This is a genomic window from Propionigenium maris DSM 9537 (assembly GCF_027925155.1).
Lineage (GTDB): Bacteria > Fusobacteriota > Fusobacteriia > Fusobacteriales > Fusobacteriaceae > Propionigenium > Propionigenium maris.
On the sequence record NZ_BSDY01000002.1, the window covers coordinates 191,433 to 207,433 of the forward strand.

Genomic DNA, 16,001 nt, shown 5'->3' on the forward strand with positions numbered 1-16,001 from the left:
TAAAAAGACTGCTGGATCTCTCCAGCAGTCTTTCAATTATTCCTCTTCAATGGTTACATTTCCAAGATACCAAGTTCCAAGGATGTCTCTCTCCCATCCCTTGATATCTTCCTTAACCATAACTGTTCCAGTATAGTAGTAGATAGGCATTGTAATCATATTATCCATGATTAGCTTCTCTGCCTCATACATATTTTTATCTCTCTCTGCTCCTCCAGTTACCTTTGAAGCCTCGATAAGCTCGTCAAACTTCTTATTATCAGCAAACTTCTTCTCATCTGTAGTCCACTTCCACTGAGCGTCGTTGTTTCCAGAGTATGATGTCCATAGATCCAGGAATGTCATAGGGTCAGCATAGTCCCCGATCCATCCTGCTCTTGCAATATCAAAGTTTCCAACATGTCTTGTATCCTGGAATACTGCCCACTCCTGGTTTGTCAGGTTAACATTGATTCCTAGGTTCTCCTTCCACATTGCCTGAATTGCTTCTGCAATAGCCTTGTGGTTTTCATTTGTATTATACATAAGAGTCAGGTCTGGGAATCCCTCACCATTTGGATATCCAGCCTTTGCCAGGTACTCCTTAGCTTTTTCAATATCTGCTCTAGGAGATATTCCAAAGTCACCTGCTACCTCTCTGAAATCATTTCCTTCAGAGTCTGTAAGTCCAGTAGGAACAAATCCATTTGCAGGCTGCTGCCCCGCTTTAGTTACCTGCTCTACAATCTTAGTTCTGTCTATTGCATAGGAAAGAGCCTTTCTTACATCTACATTATCTGTAGGCTCTCTGTCCACATTAAAGATATAGTAGTAAGTTCCAAGGTATGGCTCAATGGAGAATGTAGGATCCTCCAGCTGAAGCTTTGGAATATCCTGAGTAGGTACCGAAGTAAGGATATCAACTTCATCACTGTTATATGCAGTCAGTGCTGTACTCTGGTCTACAATCTCGATAAAGTCTACTCCGTCGATCTTTACACTTGAAGCATTCCAGTAGTTTTCATTTCTTCTAACTATGATCTTGTCACTAGATTTATACTCAGTAACAACAAATGGACCATTGGATACTGTAAGCTCAGGATCCTTTGCCCATCCCTCTGTTTTCTTAGCTACGACATCCTCTCTTACAGGCATAAGAGTATAGAAGGTAGTCAGAGCCAGGAAATATGGAGTAGGTGAAGTTAGCCTTACCTCCAGTGTCCTATCATCCAGTGCATTTACTCCCACATCGGAAGCCTCAGCCTTTCCGTTAAAGTACTCCTGTCCATTCTCAAGATAGAATAACTGGAAGGAATACTCTGAAGCTACTGCAGGATCAAGAGCTCTCTTCCATGCATACTCAAAATCAGATGCCTTTACAGGCTGACCATCCGACCACTTAGCTCCCTCTCTGATTGTAAAGGTATAGGTCTTACCATCCTCAGATACCTGATAGGATTCTGCAGTTGCTGGAACTGGAATACCCTCCTTATTCATCCTCATAAGCCCCTCGAAGGTATTGTTTACAACGATTCCACCATCTGTTGCTGAGTTTAGCTGAGGATCAATGGATTTTGGCTCAGATATCAGGTTAAATGTTACTATCTTAGCCTCCTCCTTGGTCTCCTCCTTAGCCGCGTCCTTTGAACCTCCACCACAGGCTGTAAGAGCAACCAATGATGCCACTGTTAACGTCTTCCAAATCTTCTTCATAATCCCTCCCTGTTTTTTACTTCTTATTTCGTAAACTTTTTTCTATATCTTCAGCAAAGTGGCAGGCCACAGAGTGCCCCTCCCTTAATTCCCTGAAGGCAGGCTCCTCCTTGCTGCAAAGATCCTTAACGTATTTACATCTCGTTCTAAATCTGCATCCGCTTGGAGGATTAAGAGGACTTGGTACATCCCCCTCTAAGATCTCCCTCTCTATACTGGCGTTGATATCCGGATCTGGTATAGGTATTGATGTAAGTAGTGCCTGAGTATATGGGTGCATAGGAGCATCGTGCAGGGCATCACTTGAAGCCAGCTCCACCATCTTCCCCAGATACATTACTCCTATCCTGTCGGATATGTGCTTTACCATGGAAAGATCGTGAGCTATAAAGAGATAGGTCAGCCCGAACTCTTTTTGAAGATCCTCAAGCATATTTATTACCTGAGCCTGAATGGATACATCCAGAGCTGAGATAGGCTCATCACATATTATGAACTCCGGTTTTACTGCCAGCGCCCTTGCTATTCCTATTCTCTGCCTCTGACCTCCACTGAACTCATGGGGATATCTTCCTGCATGGTCCTTGGATAGTCCCACCCTTTCTAGAAGCTCATATATCCTTGCCTGTCTTTCATCTCCCTTGGCCAGCCCATGGATATCCAAAGGCTCCCCTATTATATCTCCCACAGTCATCCTTGTATTCAGAGAAGCATAGGGATCCTGGAAGATCATCTGCATCTCCTTTCTAAAGGAACCCAATTCCTTTTCCTTTAGTCTACTAACATTTCTTCCCTTGAATATAACCTCTCCTCCAGTTACATCGTAGAGTCTAATAAGGGTTCTTCCAGTTGTGGACTTACCACATCCCGATTCCCCCACCAAACCAAAGGTTTCACCCTTCTTTATCTGAAAGCTTACATTGTCCACCGCTTTTACGTCCTGTCTGTCTCCTCCGAAAAAGCCCTTTTTTAAGTGGAAGTATTTCTTTAGTTCCTTTACCTCTAAAATTACTTCATCCTTCTCCTCTAGCATACCTCTCCCCCTTTATCCCGTCACTTTAGGTGCCTCTTCATCCATGAGCCAGCACATAGCTCTGTGCCCCTCCCTTGCAGAGTAGTAGGGCGGCTGCTCCTCTAGGCAGATATTCATTGTATGTTCACACCTGGCTGCAAATGGGCATCCCTTTGGTGGATGCAGAAGATCTGGTGGAGTTCCGTCGATGGGAACCAGTCTTTCCTTTACCTCCAGATTAGGTACCGATTTTAGAAGTCCCACTGTATATGGGTGCTTGGGATTGTAGAAGATATCCTTTACATCCCCCTCCTCCATAATAAGTCCTCCATACATCACTATTACCCTGGAACAGACATCTGCCACTACACCCAGGTCGTGGGTGATAAGGATTATAGAAGTATTTATCTTCTCCTTTAGATCCTTCATCAGTTTCAGTATCTGTGCCTGGATAGTTACATCCAGTGCTGTTGTAGGCTCATCAGCTATAAGAAGATCTGGTTCACAGGCTAGAGCTATAGCTATCATGGCTCTCTGCCTCATCCCTCCACTAAACTCGTGGGGATAGTTGTCTATCCTGCTCTCTGGAGCAGGGATCCCTACCATCTTCAGCATCTCGATAGCCCTTGCCCTCGCTTCCTTCTTACTTAGCTTCTGATGCTTTCTTATTACCTCAATTATCTGATCCCCTACAGTATATACTGGGTTTAGGGATGTCATGGGATCCTGAAATATCATAGCTATCTCATTTCCCCTTATATCCATCATCTCTCTTACATTTTTGTTCAGAAGATTTTCACCCTTGAAGTGAACCTCTCCCTCCTTTACCTTTCCCGGATGCTGAAGGAGACCCATGATAGACATGGAACTTACACTCTTTCCGCTTCCCGATTCTCCCACTATCCCCAGAGCTTCCCCTCTGTCCAGGTGATAGTCGATTCCCCTCACCGCCTGTACCTCTCCCAGGTGAGTATAAAATGAAGTTTTTAATGTTTTTAACTCAAGTAATCTTTCAGCCAAAATAAGCACCCCTCTTTATTTACGTAGTCTCGGATCCAGAGCGTCACGCAGTCCGTCACCTAAGAAGTTAAATGCAAGCATTGTAATACTGATTGCCATTGCTGGAAATAAAAGCTGGTATGGATAGGTTCTCAGCCCCCCAAGAGCATCACTTGCTAAGGTTCCCCAGGAAGCCTGAGGAGCCGATACTCCAAGACCTATAAAGCTCAAAAATGATTCTGTGAATATAGCACTTGGGATCATCATAGTAAGAGAGACAATGATTGGTCCCATGGCATTTGGAATTATATGTCTCATTATAATCCTACGGCTGCTGGCCCCTATGGTCTTTGCAGCCAGAACATATTCATGCTCCTTTATAGATAAAGACTGTCCTCTTACTATTCTAGCCATCCTTACCCAGAAGGTAAGACCCATAGCCAGGATTATCGTCTTCAGCCCAGGCTCTATTATTACCATAAGAAGTATTACATAGAGAAGCAGCGGTATAGTACTGATAAGGTCTATCAGCCTCATCATTATTGTATCTGCTCTTCCCCCTAGATATCCTGAAACTCCCCCGTAGATTACTCCTACAAAGAAGTTTACTATTGTAGCCATAAGTGCCACAAGAAGGGAGATCCTTGCCCCATAGAGCACCCTTATGAACATATCTCTTCCGTGGGCATCTGTACCGAAGATATTGGTTTTATTCCACACCTTTTTGTAGATATCCCTCGTCTCTCCGTCAACGATCACTTCAAACCTCTTAAGCTCTGGGTTCTTCTTCAGCTTCTTTACATTGCTGAAATCCAGAACTACTTCCCTGCCGTCTATATTGTAAACCCTCTGACCCTTAGCCAGGTCTGTCTTTAAAGGCTCCAGGAGCTCCTGCAGCTCACCCTTTTCACTTACCAGTATAGCCTTATACTCTGCATGAATATAAAGGTAGTCGGAATCTGTCACCTTATATATCTCCATCCTTGGCGGGATATTTCCAAAATCCAGATTCTGATCCTCATAGCTGAACTTTGAAAACATAGGTCCAAATACTGCTGTCATAAAGATGAGTATTATTGTAACCAGCCCCAACATAGAAAGTTTATTGTGCTTCAACCTACGCCATGCATCTTCCCAATATGTCAGGCTCCTTCTCATTACCTTGTCCTTTTCCAGAGCCTCCTTAGGTACCTTCTCCCACTTGTTTACCATAGTCTCCCCCTAATCTTTTAGTTTAATCCTTGGATCTATTAAGCCATAGATGATATCTACTAAAAATACCATTATGATGTAGAAAGCTGCATAGAATACCGTTACCCCAATTATTACAGTGTAATCTCTGTTACCAACACTCTCTACAAAGTATTTTCCCATTCCAGGTATTGCAAATATCTTCTCAATTACAAAGGATCCAGTAAGTATACTTGCTATCATAGGTCCCACATAGGTTACCACTGGAATCAGAGCATTTTTCAAAGCGTGCTTCCCTATTACCACAAACTCCGATATCCCCTTTGCCCTTGCTGTCCTTATGTAATCCTGCTGTAGAACCTCCAGCATACTAGACCTTGTAAGTCTTGCTACAAAGGCCAGTGAGAATCCTCCCAGAGCAAGAACGGGCCCTACATAGTGCTTCCATGTCTTTAGTCCAAAGGCAGGAAGTATCCCGTACTTTGCACTGAATATATAGATTATTAAAGTTGCCACCACGAAGCTTGGAATAGTTACTCCAAGGGTTGCAATAAAGGTCACAATATAATCCTGCCACTTGTTTCTTTTTAGAGCTGAGATCATCCCGAGGGGTATCCCCACAACAAGCACAAGAATAACAGCTGCTCCCCCGATCTTAGCTGATGCCGGCAGTCCCTCCATTATCAGATCAGTTACATCCAGCCCAACCTTCTGAAAGGATGGACCAAAATCAAAGGTAAAAACCCCCTTCATATAGTCTAGATACTGCACATAGAGCGGCTGATCCAGCTTAAACTTAGCTTCCAGAGCTGCTATTACTGCAGGCGGCAGCGGCTTCTCCCTTGTAAAAGGCCCTCCTGGAATAGCATGCATCAGGAAAAACGTTGCTGTCACTACCAGGTACAGAGTAACAAACATCTGAATAAACCTCTTGATTATAAACTTCCCCATCTTCCCTCCCCCTCCCCCTTCCTTTGAAAGAGGAAATATATTTAAAATAAATTGTAGCTGCTTTTTTCATTTGTTTTTTGCATAACTGTTATTAACTTTAATACCCCTATTTCCTTGTTTTTTAAATTAATTTTTTTTAATCCCCCTTTAAAAAACCCAAACCTTTCGAACAACAATAGCTCTATAAAAAATCAAACTGTTCACATAAAAAATATAAAAGTTCTATAAAAACCCAATAATAATTTTAAATTCTTTTTTATATTTGTTTAATTTTTTTTTCTGATTTTAAGGATTTTTTATAATTGTCAGTGGTTTCTTCTTCTTCGACATTGATCCATCATGTTCATATTCCAATCTTTTTTCAACAAAAAAAGAGACTACTTTAATCACTAAAGTAGTCTCTTTTATCTAAATTTTAGTCCATCATTCCCTCAATAAGGTGACAGGCCACAAAGTGGTCTTCAGCTATCTCGAGAAGTCTTGGATCTCCATGTCCACACTCTGGTGTTGCATAGGTGCATCTCTTAGCAAATCTACACCCTGGCTCTGGATTGATTGGAGATGTAATCTCCCCCTCTAGTCTTACTCTCTCCATCTTGTGGGAAAGACTCGCTACCGGAATAGCCGACAGAAGTGCCTTTGTATATGGGTGGCTTGGATTCTTAAAGAGCTTGCTTGCAGGTGCCTTCTCCACCAGCTGTCCAAGGTACATAACAGCAATATCATCTGAGAAATGCTTTACTACAGACAGATCGTGGGTAATGAAGATATATGTCAGCCCTAGCTTTGCCTGAAGATCCTGCATCAGGTTCAGTACCTGCGCCTGGATAGATACATCCAGAGCTGAAACAGGTTCATCACATACTATAAACTTAGGATTCAGAGCAAGAGCTCTTGCAATTCCTATTCTCTGTCTTCTTCCTCCGTCCAGCTCGTGAGGGTAGGTATTCAGTAGTCTCTGACTCAGTCCTACTGTATCCATAAGCTCCCTTACTCTTGCTGCAATCTCATCCTTGTTCTTACACATCTTGTGGATGATAAGAGGCTCTCCTATGATCTCACTTACAGTCATTCTTGGGTTCAGAGATGCAAATGGATCCTGGAAGATGATCTGCATCTCCTCTCTTAACCTTCTCATCTCCTCCTTGGAAAAGTCTCTGATGTTCTTTCCCTCAAATAGTATCTCTCCATCGGTAGCTTCAAGGAGTCTCAGGATTACCCTTCCAGTTGTAGATTTTCCACATCCAGATTCTCCTACCACTCCAAGAGTTTTACCTCTTTCTATACTAAAGTTTACACCGTCCACAGCGTGAAGTAATCCCTTTGGTGTACTAAAGTGCTTTTTCAGGTTTCTTACCTCTAATATCTTATCTGCCATCTACACTACCTCCTTCTGTCCTGTAAGAGCTGGTACATTTATAAGCCCCTCATATGCCAGACATCTTACTCTGTGTCCATTGTTTAACACAGTAGTCTTAGGTTCCCTCTCCTTACATAGTCCCTGTGCATGTGGACATCTAGGGTGGAACTTACATCCTGTAGGTAGATTGGTAGGATCAGGCATAAGACCCTTTATAGGGTTTAGTCTGTCTGTATCCTCGTCTAGATTTGGTATAGATCCAAATAACCCGTGGGTATATGGATGACTTGTTCTCTCATATATATCCTCAAGGCTACCTGCCTCAACTATCTCTCCAGCATACATGATAGCAACCTTGTCACAGACCTGTGCCACTACTCCAAGGTCGTGGGTAATCATTACCATTGCTGTCTTAAACTTTTCCTTAAGATCATTCATAAGATCCAGTACCTGTGCCTGAATAGTTACATCCAGCGCTGTCGTAGGCTCATCTGCAATAAGAAGTCTTGGGTTACATGCAAGAGAGATTGCAATTATTACTCTCTGCTTCATTCCACCAGAGAACTGGTGTGGGTAGTCCTGTACCCTTGGACCAGGTATTCCAACAAGCTCCAGCATCTCCTTGGCCTTTTCCCAGGCCTGAGCTCTTGTTACATTCTGGTGCAGCTCTATTACCTCAGCGATCTGCTCTCCTACAGTCATTACAGGATTTAGAGATGTCATAGGATCCTGGAAGATCATAGATATCAGGTTTCCTCTGATAGCTCTCATATCAGATTCTGATTCCTGAAGAAGGTTCTTCCCCTCAAAGATTATCTCTCCGTTTACTACCTTCCCTGGAGGATTTGGTACTAGTCTCATAATTCCTAGAGCGGTAGTAGTCTTTCCTGCTCCTGTCTCCCCTACAAGACCAAGAGTTTCTCCCTCTTTCAGATCAAAGTCTATTCCATTTACAGCATTCACCACTCCATCTTCAGTAGTGTAGTTTATAGTAAGGTTTTTTATATCAAGTAGTTTATCACTCATTTTCTCCCCCTCAATTCACTATTGTTTTAATCTTGGATCTAGAGCATCTCTAAGACCGTCACCTAGCAGGTTAAGTGCTAAAATAGTTATCATAATAGCCAGCCCTGGGAATGTTGTTACATGCCATGCATATCTAAGGTATTGTCTTCCTCCAGATAGCATAGATCCCCACTCAGGCGCCGGTGGCTGGATTCCCATTCCGATGAAGCTAAGACCTGCTGTAGAAAGGATTGCTCCTGCTACTCCCAGTGTACCCTGTACAATTACAGGTGCCAGTGAGTTAGGTATTATATGTCTTAAAATTATTCTTGCGTCACTTGCCCCTATAGCTCTTGCTGCCTCTATAAATTCCTGATCTTTTATGGTAAGTACAGAAGATCTCACGATTCTTGCATAGCTCGGCACAGAAGACACACTTATGGCAAGCATCAGGTTTGTAAGGCTTGGTCCCAGTGCTGATACAATAGCGATTGCCAGTAGTATACTTGGTACTGCAAGGAAGATATCCATAATTCTCATAATCACGTTATCCAGCTTACCACCATAGTACCCAGCTATGGAACCTAAACTTCCACCAATTACTACAGCGATACCCACTGCAAGTATACCTACCTTTAGGGATACTCTTGCCCCGTGTACCATTCTGGCAAAGATATCTCTTCCAAACTCATCTGTTCCCAGCCAATACTTAGCACTTGGTCCCTGAAGTCTCTCTCCCAGGTTCTGCTTGATTACCACAGTATCATAGTCTGCTATAAAGTCTGCAAATATTGCTGCAAGCACTATTACAGATATAATTCCCAGTCCAAACATTGCCATCTTATTTTTCTTAAGTCTTCTCCAGATCTCTGCCCATTGGCTTCTCTTTTTATTTTCAGTTTCAACAGCCTTTGCTGTACTTTTACTCTTCATTGCTACGGCCTCCGACATAATTTAGTCCCCTCCCTACTTGTATTGTGACTTAATTCTAGGATCTACAAAGGCATAGAGAATATCTACCAGTAGATTTACCACACTGAACGCAGCTGCTAGGAACACTACTGCTGCCAGAACTGTTGGTGTATCTTTTTGTCTTATAGCCTCTACCATCAATCTTCCTACTCCTGGCCACGAGTAAACTGTTTCAGTCAGAACAGCTCCACCAAGAAGGTAACCAAATTGGAGTCCAACTACTGTAATTACAGGAATAAGAGCATTTTTAAGAGCGTGCTTGTTTATTACCTTCTTCTCTCCAAGTCCCTTAGCTCTTGCTGTTCTTATATAGTCCTGTCTGATTACTTCGAGCATAGATGAACGTGTCATCCTTGTTATAATAGCTGCCGCACCAGTCCCCAGTGTAATAGCCGGCAGAATAATACTTTTTATGCCGTTGAATCCTCCTGAAGGAAGTACTCCAAGTCCTACAGCGAAAGTAAGAATAAGCATTAATCCAAGCCAGAAGTTAGGCATAGATACCCCGAGTAGCGCTAAAATCATACTTGTACTGTCAAGCAGTGAATATTGCTTGGTAGCTGAGATAATTCCAACTGGTATTCCAATAAGTACTGCTATTATTACTCCCACTACTGCTAATATAAGTGTATTTGGAAATCTTGCAAATATCTCTCCAAATACCTCTCTTCCAGAAGTATACGATCTTCCAAAGTCTCCAGTAATACCCTTACCTACAAAACGTGCATATTGCAGGAAAAAGTTATCGTTAAGGCCCATCTCCTCTCTAAGCGCTGCTATTGCCGATGCCGGTGCGTTCTCACCTAAGATTAGCTGTGCCGGGTCTCCTGGAGTGAAAGACATTATTGTAAAAACAAGAAAAGATACACCGAGCAGTACTGGAACCAATAAAAGCAATCTTTTCAAAATATATTTATGCATATTCTCCTCCCTCTCTTTATAAAGTATCCCCTCTAATTAAAGAGGGGATATCAGATTATTTTTTAAAACTTACTCCATAGATCTTGTGGTGTCCAGCTGGGTGAAGGTGGAATCCTTCTACATTGTTCTGCATTCCAGCATTGTGTGTCTGATAGTAAAGTGTTCTTACAGGAAGCTCTTCCTGAAGAATAACCTGGATCTCACCATATAGTGCTCTTCTAGCCTCAGGATCTGTAGAAGATTTAGCCTGGTCTAGAAGCTCATCTACCTTGTCGTTAGAGTAGAAAGATCTGTTTCCTGCTCCACCGTGAGTTGATGAGTGGAATAGTGCATATAGACCGTAGTCTGCATCTCCAGTTACAGTTACCCATCCAAGGATAAACATGTCGTGATCTCCTCTTGAAGTTCCATCTAGATACGCTCCCCATTCAACGATCTCGATAGACATATCAATTCCGATCTCCTTAAGCTGAGCCTGAACGATCTGACAGATCTGTACTCTTACAGGGTTGTCATTTGTCCAGATGCTTGTTTTAAATCCATTTGGATATCCAGCTTCAGCAAGTAGCTGCTTAGCAAGCTCTACATCATATGCAGGTGCCTTTACATCTGGGTTGTGCCCAAATACTTTAGGACCGATAGGTGAGTTTGCAGGGCTTCCTGCTCCCATAAGTACTGCTTCGATAATGTCGTCAACCTTGATTGCGTGGCTGATTGCTTCTCTTACCTTTGCGTTCTTGAACTCTTCCTTCTTCATGTTGAATCCAATGTATGCCATAGATAGAGATGGCTCCTCAGTTAGTGTTAGGTCAGGGTTGTCTATTACTGCTCCCTTGTCGATTGGCTCGATGTCGTAAGCAATGTCAACTTCCTTAGTCTCAAGACCGATAGTTCTGTTAGTTCCCTCAGTGATGTTTCTGAAGATTACATTTTTGATCTCAGGTGCTCCTCTGAAGTAGTCATCATTGGCTTTAAGTACTACCTTATCACCAGCATCCCACTTAACAAATGCATATGGTCCAGTTCCCACAGGAGTCTGTCCATAGTTGTCTCCCATCTCAGTTACAGCTTTTTCATTTAAGATTGAAGCTGCTGTGTGTGAAAGGTGGTTAAGAAGTGCTCCAAATGGTTGCTTAGTAGAGATCTTTACAGTATAGTCATCTACAACCTCTACGCTGTCCACAGCTTGAATGATGTGGTGTACAGTAGGTGATGCTACCATTCTGTCGATAGTAAACTTAACATCCGATGCCTTAAGCTCCTCTCCATTGTGGAACTTAACTCCCTCTCTTAATTTGAAGATAGTTGTCAGGTCATCTGGCTGCTCCCAAGATTCAGCAAGACCTGGTACTATATTCATGTCTAGATCAGCCTCTACCAGTCTGTCGTATATCTGTGCAGATACTCTCGAAGACGGCTGGTCATTTGTAGCGTGCGGATCAAGTGACTTTGCATCTGCTCCCTGTCCCACTACTAGAGTGTCCTTTACAGGTGCAGCTTCCCCTCCATCTTTAGAACCGCCACCACAGGCTGCAAGCAACATAATGGCTACTAGAGATAGAAGTAATACTCTCATTTTTTGAAACATAGTTTCTCCCCCTTATATATTTAGTTTTGTTTAACAGCATTTTGTTTGTTTTTCGGTAATAGGATATTACCTCATTTTTATTCTTTGTCAATGGTCCCTCTTAAAAAAAGATTAAAATAATGAATAATTTTTCATAATTATGTACCTTATTTTTAGTAACCTTTTCACAAAATTTAAGTACAAATATAGTATACCCCTGATTTTTACAAAGTCAAAATTTATTATAATTTTTTTCTGAAAAATAAATAATTTTTTCCCTTCTTTTAATCATTTTTAAATAATTGATATATGATATATCAGGAAAAAACTCACTCCTTTCATCATTATTTTGAACAAGTGTGCTAAAAAAAGCATACTTATTCTCTATTAACATAAGTTTTATTAAAAAACATTTATCTCGTTTATGGAATAAAAGGATTTCCTTACTTTTTCCGAAGATTTTTTAGGAGGTGATGAGATGAAAAAAATTTTTATAATATATTTTTTTACTTCCCTCTGTGCTTTGGGTAATACATACAGCATGGCAGGGATAGATAGCAAAAAAAACATGAAGTTCCTTATGGAGGAAACTGGAGTTGAGGTATTTCAGATAGATATTCCCTGGAGGGATTATCATTTGGGAACTGTTATATCTGAGGCTGGGGTTGAGAACACCTTTGCAGAACTGGAGAAGCTGGACAAAACACTGGAGGAGATAAGAGAAATCGGCGGAAGGGTTATCATCCAGCTGTCCATCCACTATATCCCCCAGTGGTTTCTGGATAGTCACAGGGATAAGCTTCTGAGAAATTACAGGGGAAGTTTTGAGATACAGTCGGAGGACCTGGAGAAGCACCTTATTCCCTCCCCCTACTCGGACCTTGTTAAGTATGAGATCATAGGAGCCTGGTATGACTATATGGGAAGGCATCTCAGGGAAAACTATAACGACATCATCGAATATATAAACCCTGGAATACTGGAGGAGGGGCAGATGTCCTATCCCTGGTCTGGCTACGACGGAGAGGAACTGGTTTTCTGGGCATTTGACAGAGCTGCCCTGGAGGGCTACCGCACCTATTTGGAGAGGATATTTTCCCTGAATACAGAGGATACAGGAAGGACTCCTGAGAAATTGGAGAGGATCAATGAAAAGTATGGAACTCACTTCCTCCAATGGAGCGAGGTAAGGCCTCCCCAGACCTTCCATGAGGCAGGCTACTACAACTTGGACGACAGGGGAAAGTCTGCCTACCTCATGGACTTTATGGAGTTTTATGCTGAGGGGCCCCTTTCAGCGGCTAAACTCTACAGCGATATCCTTCTGCAGTACTTCCCGAGAGAAAAGTTAGCCATTAAGATCCCCCACTGGCACAGGGGGATTCAGAATAAAAGGACCTTCGCTGAGGGAAGGTTTATAAACTACTATATGCAGGATCTTAAGAGTCACTACGGAGCCCTCATTTTTCTCCCTATACAGGACCTGGACTCCCTCACAAGATATATTAAGAGGGCTAAAACTATGGGATACAAGGTTCTTCTGGAGCCTACCATCAAGGTGGGGGACTGGAGGGAGATGGAGAGGGTTCTTGAGGTTGTGGAGATAGACGGAGTCAATGCTGTAAATACAGAGGATTTTCTGGGAGAAAATGGCAGGGAATACAGAAGAGCATACAGGGAGTGGATCAACAAGATGGAGGAGGGTACCACAGGCAGCCAAAGGAAAGAAAGTTCCCTCTATTAAAATCAAAAAATTAAAAAGTCCCCTAAGGGGACTTTTATTTTTTGATATTTTGAATAAAGTGTACTACAGGATTAGCCAGAAGTTTATCTACATAGGCTTTCTTTCCTGCCTTATTAAATATCTCTCCATAGCTTGGATAGGGATGGATTACTCCTGCAAGCTTATCCAGGCTCACTCCATTAACCTTCATTGCCTGGACCTCTGAGATAAGCTCTCCTGCCCTGTCTGCAAGTATCTGGCACCCCAGGATATGCTTCTTAGAGTCACATATTATCTTAACCTCAAAGATATCCCCGGCCTTGGTCTTGGCTCTGTCCAGGTCCTCTGCTGTATACCTATATACCTGTATATCGCTGTGCTCCCTTCTGGCAGTTTCTTCATCCATTCCTGCACTGGCCAGCTCTGGTTCTGTGAATGTACACCAGGTTACATGGGTATAGTCCACAGATTTTCTCAGAGGAGTCAGAGCATTCTGGACAGCTACTATCCCCTGGTAGTTCGCCATATGGGAGAACTGGTATGGCCCTACTACATCTCCCACAGCATATACCTTACTATTGGTTGTCTGAAGGTGTTTGTCCACAACTATTCCCTTGGGAGTGTACTCTATTCCTGCCTCTTCAAGGTTTAATCCCTCTACATTGGCCTTCCTTCCCACAGCCACCAGTATGGAGTCCCCTGTGATTACTCCCGGTTCTCCATCCTTCTCAGTGGTAAGTCTTATCTTTGGTGACAGATCCTCCACCTTCACAGCCTTGGTTCCTATATGAAGGTTTACCCCCTCCTCTATAAGCCTTTTCCTCAGTATCGTTGCCAGCTCCTGGTCCTCTCTGAATAGGATATTCTCCATCATCTCAACTAAGTGTACCTCTACCCCCAGCCTGTTTAGAGCCTGAGCCATCTCCACTCCTATGGCTCCTCCTCCCAGGATTATCATGGATTTCGGCAGCTCCTCCAAGGTAAAGAGATTCTCATTGGTAAGATAGGGTACCTTATCCAGTCCTTCAATGGGAGGTATAAAGGGGCTTGAACCTGTGGCTATAATTACACTCTTTCCTTTAAATGTATTCTCCCCTACACTCAGGGTATTTTTATCCACAAACTTTGCCTCTCCCTGGATATAGTTTATCCCTTGCTCCTCCAGAACCTCTGGTGTTTCATGGGCATATACTCTGGCCACTACATCCCTTACCCCCTCAAGAGCCTTCCTCGTATCTGGGGTAAAGTCAGCATACTTTCTCGCACAGTGAACTTCCTTTGCAATATTTATAAGCCCCTTACTTGGGACACAGCCCGACCAGGTACACTCACCCCCGGGCTTATCCTTCTCTATAAGCAGCACCGATTTTCCAAATCCTCTGGCAGATATGGAAGCCGTCAGACCTCCGGCACCTGCTCCCACTACAATTAAATCATAGTTAAAATCCATAGCTCCCCTCCTGAGGTAGTTTTTTAGGAGTGGATTTCAAGAAAATTCACTTTCCTCCCTGGGTCGTTCTCTCGTAAAATATTCTCTCAACATCACCTATCTCCTAATCTTCATATTCTATAGACTATTTTAATTCCTTTAATTTCTCTATGAACTGGTCTATATCCTCCCTCTCTATATCGTAGGACATTACAAACCTCACCTCGGATTTCATCTCATCCCACACATAGAAGTAGCAGAACTCCTGCATCTTCTCAGTGGTCTCTTCATCCAGTATTGCAAATACCGTATTCCCCTTTACATCGTTGACTACCTCTACTCCCATCTCTACCAGCCTGTCCCTGAGGTAGGCTGCCATCTCATTGCCCTTCTTGGCATTTTCCAGCCATAGGTCGCCTTCAAGTATAGCCAGATACTGGGCTGCTATATACCTCATCTTAGAGTGGAGCTGGAGGTTTTGCTTACGAAGCCTTAGGAAATCCCTTGCAAGGTCCTTATTGAAGAAGACTATGGCCTCTCCAAACATAAGTCCATTCTTGGTCCCCCCAAAGGAGAGTGCGTCTACTCCGCACCCAGCTGTCATCTCCTTTAGAGTACACCCCAGACTTGCACAGGCATTGGCAAGCCTTGCCCCATCCATGTGAAGATACATATTGTTTTCCACAGCAAACTTGGAGATCTCCCTTACTTCATCCAGAGTATAGATCGTTCCATTCTCTGTGGCCTGGGTTATGGATATGACGTTGGGGCTAGCCCTGTGGTAGGTCCCCTTAAAGCTCAGATACTCCCTTGCCTTCTCCAGATCCAGTTTTCCGTCGCTGCTTGGCACAGGAAGAAGCTGCATCCCCGTTATCTTTGAGGGAGCTCCCGCCTCATCTGTAAATATGTGGGCTGTACTGGGACAGATTACCGTTGTAGCCCTCCCCTTCATAGCTTCTAGGGCCAGAACATTGGCTCCCGTTCCATTATACACAAAGTAGGTTTTTACATCTCCAAAGACCTCTTTAAACTTCTCCAGAGCCTCCCTTGTTACCGGGTCCTCTCCATAAGCAAAAGCATGTCCTGAGTTTACCTCCATGAGCTTCTCCATTACCCTGCTGTGTACACCACTGTAGTTATCACTTGCAAATGTTTTATCCATGAACTTCCCCCTTTAAT

General features: G+C 43.0%; 13 protein-coding genes. 1 reads left to right on the plus strand and 12 read right to left on the minus strand.

Features of this window, described 5'->3' with window-relative positions; translation table 11 throughout:
• Nucleotides 1-36 precede the first annotated feature (36 nt).
• From QMG11_RS02715 to QMG11_RS02760, 10 genes are all read right to left on the minus strand, one after another.
• Nucleotides 37-1,692 (minus strand): peptide ABC transporter substrate-binding protein, encoded by a 1,656-nt coding sequence (locus QMG11_RS02715; RefSeq protein ID WP_281833270.1) that lies wholly within the window; start codon nt 1,690-1,692, stop codon nt 37-39.
• A gap of 16 nt (nt 1,693-1,708) precedes the next feature.
• A complete protein-coding gene (locus tag QMG11_RS02720; protein WP_281833271.1) occupies nt 1,709-2,725 on the minus strand; it encodes an ABC transporter ATP-binding protein in 1,017 nt (338 codons plus the stop codon).
• A 12-nt stretch (nt 2,726-2,737) separates the two neighbouring features.
• Nucleotides 2,738-3,724 (minus strand): ABC transporter ATP-binding protein, encoded by a 987-nt coding sequence (locus tag QMG11_RS02725; protein WP_281833272.1) that lies wholly within the window; start codon nt 3,722-3,724, stop codon nt 2,738-2,740.
• A 15-nt stretch (nt 3,725-3,739) separates the two neighbouring features.
• On the minus strand, nt 3,740-4,915 hold the full coding sequence (locus tag QMG11_RS02730; RefSeq protein WP_281833273.1) for an ABC transporter permease: 1,176 nt from the start codon (nt 4,913-4,915) through the stop codon (nt 3,740-3,742).
• A 9-nt stretch (nt 4,916-4,924) separates the two neighbouring features.
• Entirely contained in the window at nt 4,925-5,845 is a 921-nt protein-coding gene (locus QMG11_RS02735; protein WP_281833274.1) for an ABC transporter permease, read from the minus strand.
• A 415-nt stretch (nt 5,846-6,260) separates the two neighbouring features.
• Nucleotides 6,261-7,223, minus strand: a complete 963-nt coding sequence (locus QMG11_RS02740) for an ABC transporter ATP-binding protein (protein ID WP_281833275.1) — start codon at nt 7,221-7,223, stop codon at nt 6,261-6,263.
• On the minus strand, nt 7,224-8,231 hold the full coding sequence (locus tag QMG11_RS02745; protein ID WP_281833276.1) for an ABC transporter ATP-binding protein: 1,008 nt from the start codon (nt 8,229-8,231) through the stop codon (nt 7,224-7,226). It abuts the gene before it with no gap.
• Between the two features lie 18 nt (nt 8,232-8,249).
• Complete coding sequence (gene nikC, locus QMG11_RS02750) at nt 8,250-9,161, minus strand: nickel transporter permease (RefSeq protein WP_281833277.1); 912 nt, start codon at nt 9,159-9,161, stop codon at nt 8,250-8,252.
• Nucleotides 9,162-9,176: 15 nt separating this feature from the next.
• A complete protein-coding gene (locus QMG11_RS02755) occupies nt 9,177-10,103 on the minus strand; it encodes an ABC transporter permease (protein ID WP_281833278.1) in 927 nt (308 codons plus the stop codon).
• A 55-nt stretch (nt 10,104-10,158) separates the two neighbouring features.
• Nucleotides 10,159-11,691, minus strand: a complete 1,533-nt coding sequence (locus tag QMG11_RS02760; protein ID WP_281833279.1) for a glutathione ABC transporter substrate-binding protein — start codon at nt 11,689-11,691, stop codon at nt 10,159-10,161.
• A gap of 457 nt (nt 11,692-12,148) precedes the next feature.
• Here QMG11_RS02760 and QMG11_RS02765 point away from each other — a divergent pair, with 457 nt between their 5' ends.
• Nucleotides 12,149-13,414: a hypothetical protein gene (locus tag QMG11_RS02765; protein ID WP_281833280.1), complete on the plus strand. Its 1,266-nt coding sequence runs from the start codon at nt 12,149-12,151 to the stop codon at nt 13,412-13,414.
• Between the two features lie 34 nt (nt 13,415-13,448).
• Here QMG11_RS02765 and QMG11_RS02770 read toward each other — a convergent pair whose 3' ends face one another.
• Together QMG11_RS02770 and QMG11_RS02775 are read right to left on the minus strand one after the other, a co-directional pair.
• Nucleotides 13,449-14,843 (minus strand): dihydrolipoyl dehydrogenase family protein, encoded by a 1,395-nt coding sequence (locus QMG11_RS02770; protein ID WP_281833281.1) that lies wholly within the window; start codon nt 14,841-14,843, stop codon nt 13,449-13,451.
• Nucleotides 14,844-14,967: 124 nt separating this feature from the next.
• Nucleotides 14,968-15,984: a threonine aldolase family protein gene (locus QMG11_RS02775; protein ID WP_281833282.1), complete on the minus strand. Its 1,017-nt coding sequence runs from the start codon at nt 15,982-15,984 to the stop codon at nt 14,968-14,970.
• Nucleotides 15,985-16,001 lie beyond the last annotated feature (17 nt).

What these genes read in the sequence shown, in the direction of transcription:
- QMG11_RS02715 (WP_281833270.1), bottom strand. Translation starts at nt 1,692, where the DNA reads ATGAAGAAGATTTGGAAGACGTTAACAGTGGCATCATTGGTTGCTCTT.
- QMG11_RS02720 (WP_281833271.1), bottom strand. Translation starts at nt 2,725, where the DNA reads ATGCTAGAGGAGAAGGATGAAGTAATTTTAGAGGTAAAGGAACTAAAG.
- QMG11_RS02730 (WP_281833273.1), bottom strand. Translation starts at nt 4,915, where the DNA reads ATGGTAAACAAGTGGGAGAAGGTACCTAAGGAGGCTCTGGAAAAGGAC.
- QMG11_RS02735 (WP_281833274.1), bottom strand. Translation starts at nt 5,845, where the DNA reads ATGGGGAAGTTTATAATCAAGAGGTTTATTCAGATGTTTGTTACTCTG.
- QMG11_RS02740 (WP_281833275.1), bottom strand. Translation starts at nt 7,223, where the DNA reads ATGGCAGATAAGATATTAGAGGTAAGAAACCTGAAAAAGCACTTTAGT.
- QMG11_RS02745 (WP_281833276.1), bottom strand. Translation starts at nt 8,231, where the DNA reads ATGAGTGATAAACTACTTGATATAAAAAACCTTACTATAAACTACACT.
- nikC (WP_281833277.1), bottom strand. Translation starts at nt 9,161, where the DNA reads ATGTCGGAGGCCGTAGCAATGAAGAGTAAAAGTACAGCAAAGGCTGTT.
- QMG11_RS02755 (WP_281833278.1), bottom strand. Translation starts at nt 10,103, where the DNA reads ATGCATAAATATATTTTGAAAAGATTGCTTTTATTGGTTCCAGTACTG.
- QMG11_RS02760 (WP_281833279.1), bottom strand. Translation starts at nt 11,691, where the DNA reads ATGTTTCAAAAAATGAGAGTATTACTTCTATCTCTAGTAGCCATTATG.
- QMG11_RS02765 (WP_281833280.1), top strand. Translation starts at nt 12,149, where the DNA reads ATGAAAAAAATTTTTATAATATATTTTTTTACTTCCCTCTGTGCTTTG.
- QMG11_RS02770 (WP_281833281.1), bottom strand. Translation starts at nt 14,843, where the DNA reads ATGGATTTTAACTATGATTTAATTGTAGTGGGAGCAGGTGCCGGAGGT.
- QMG11_RS02775 (WP_281833282.1), bottom strand. Translation starts at nt 15,984, where the DNA reads ATGGATAAAACATTTGCAAGTGATAACTACAGTGGTGTACACAGCAGG.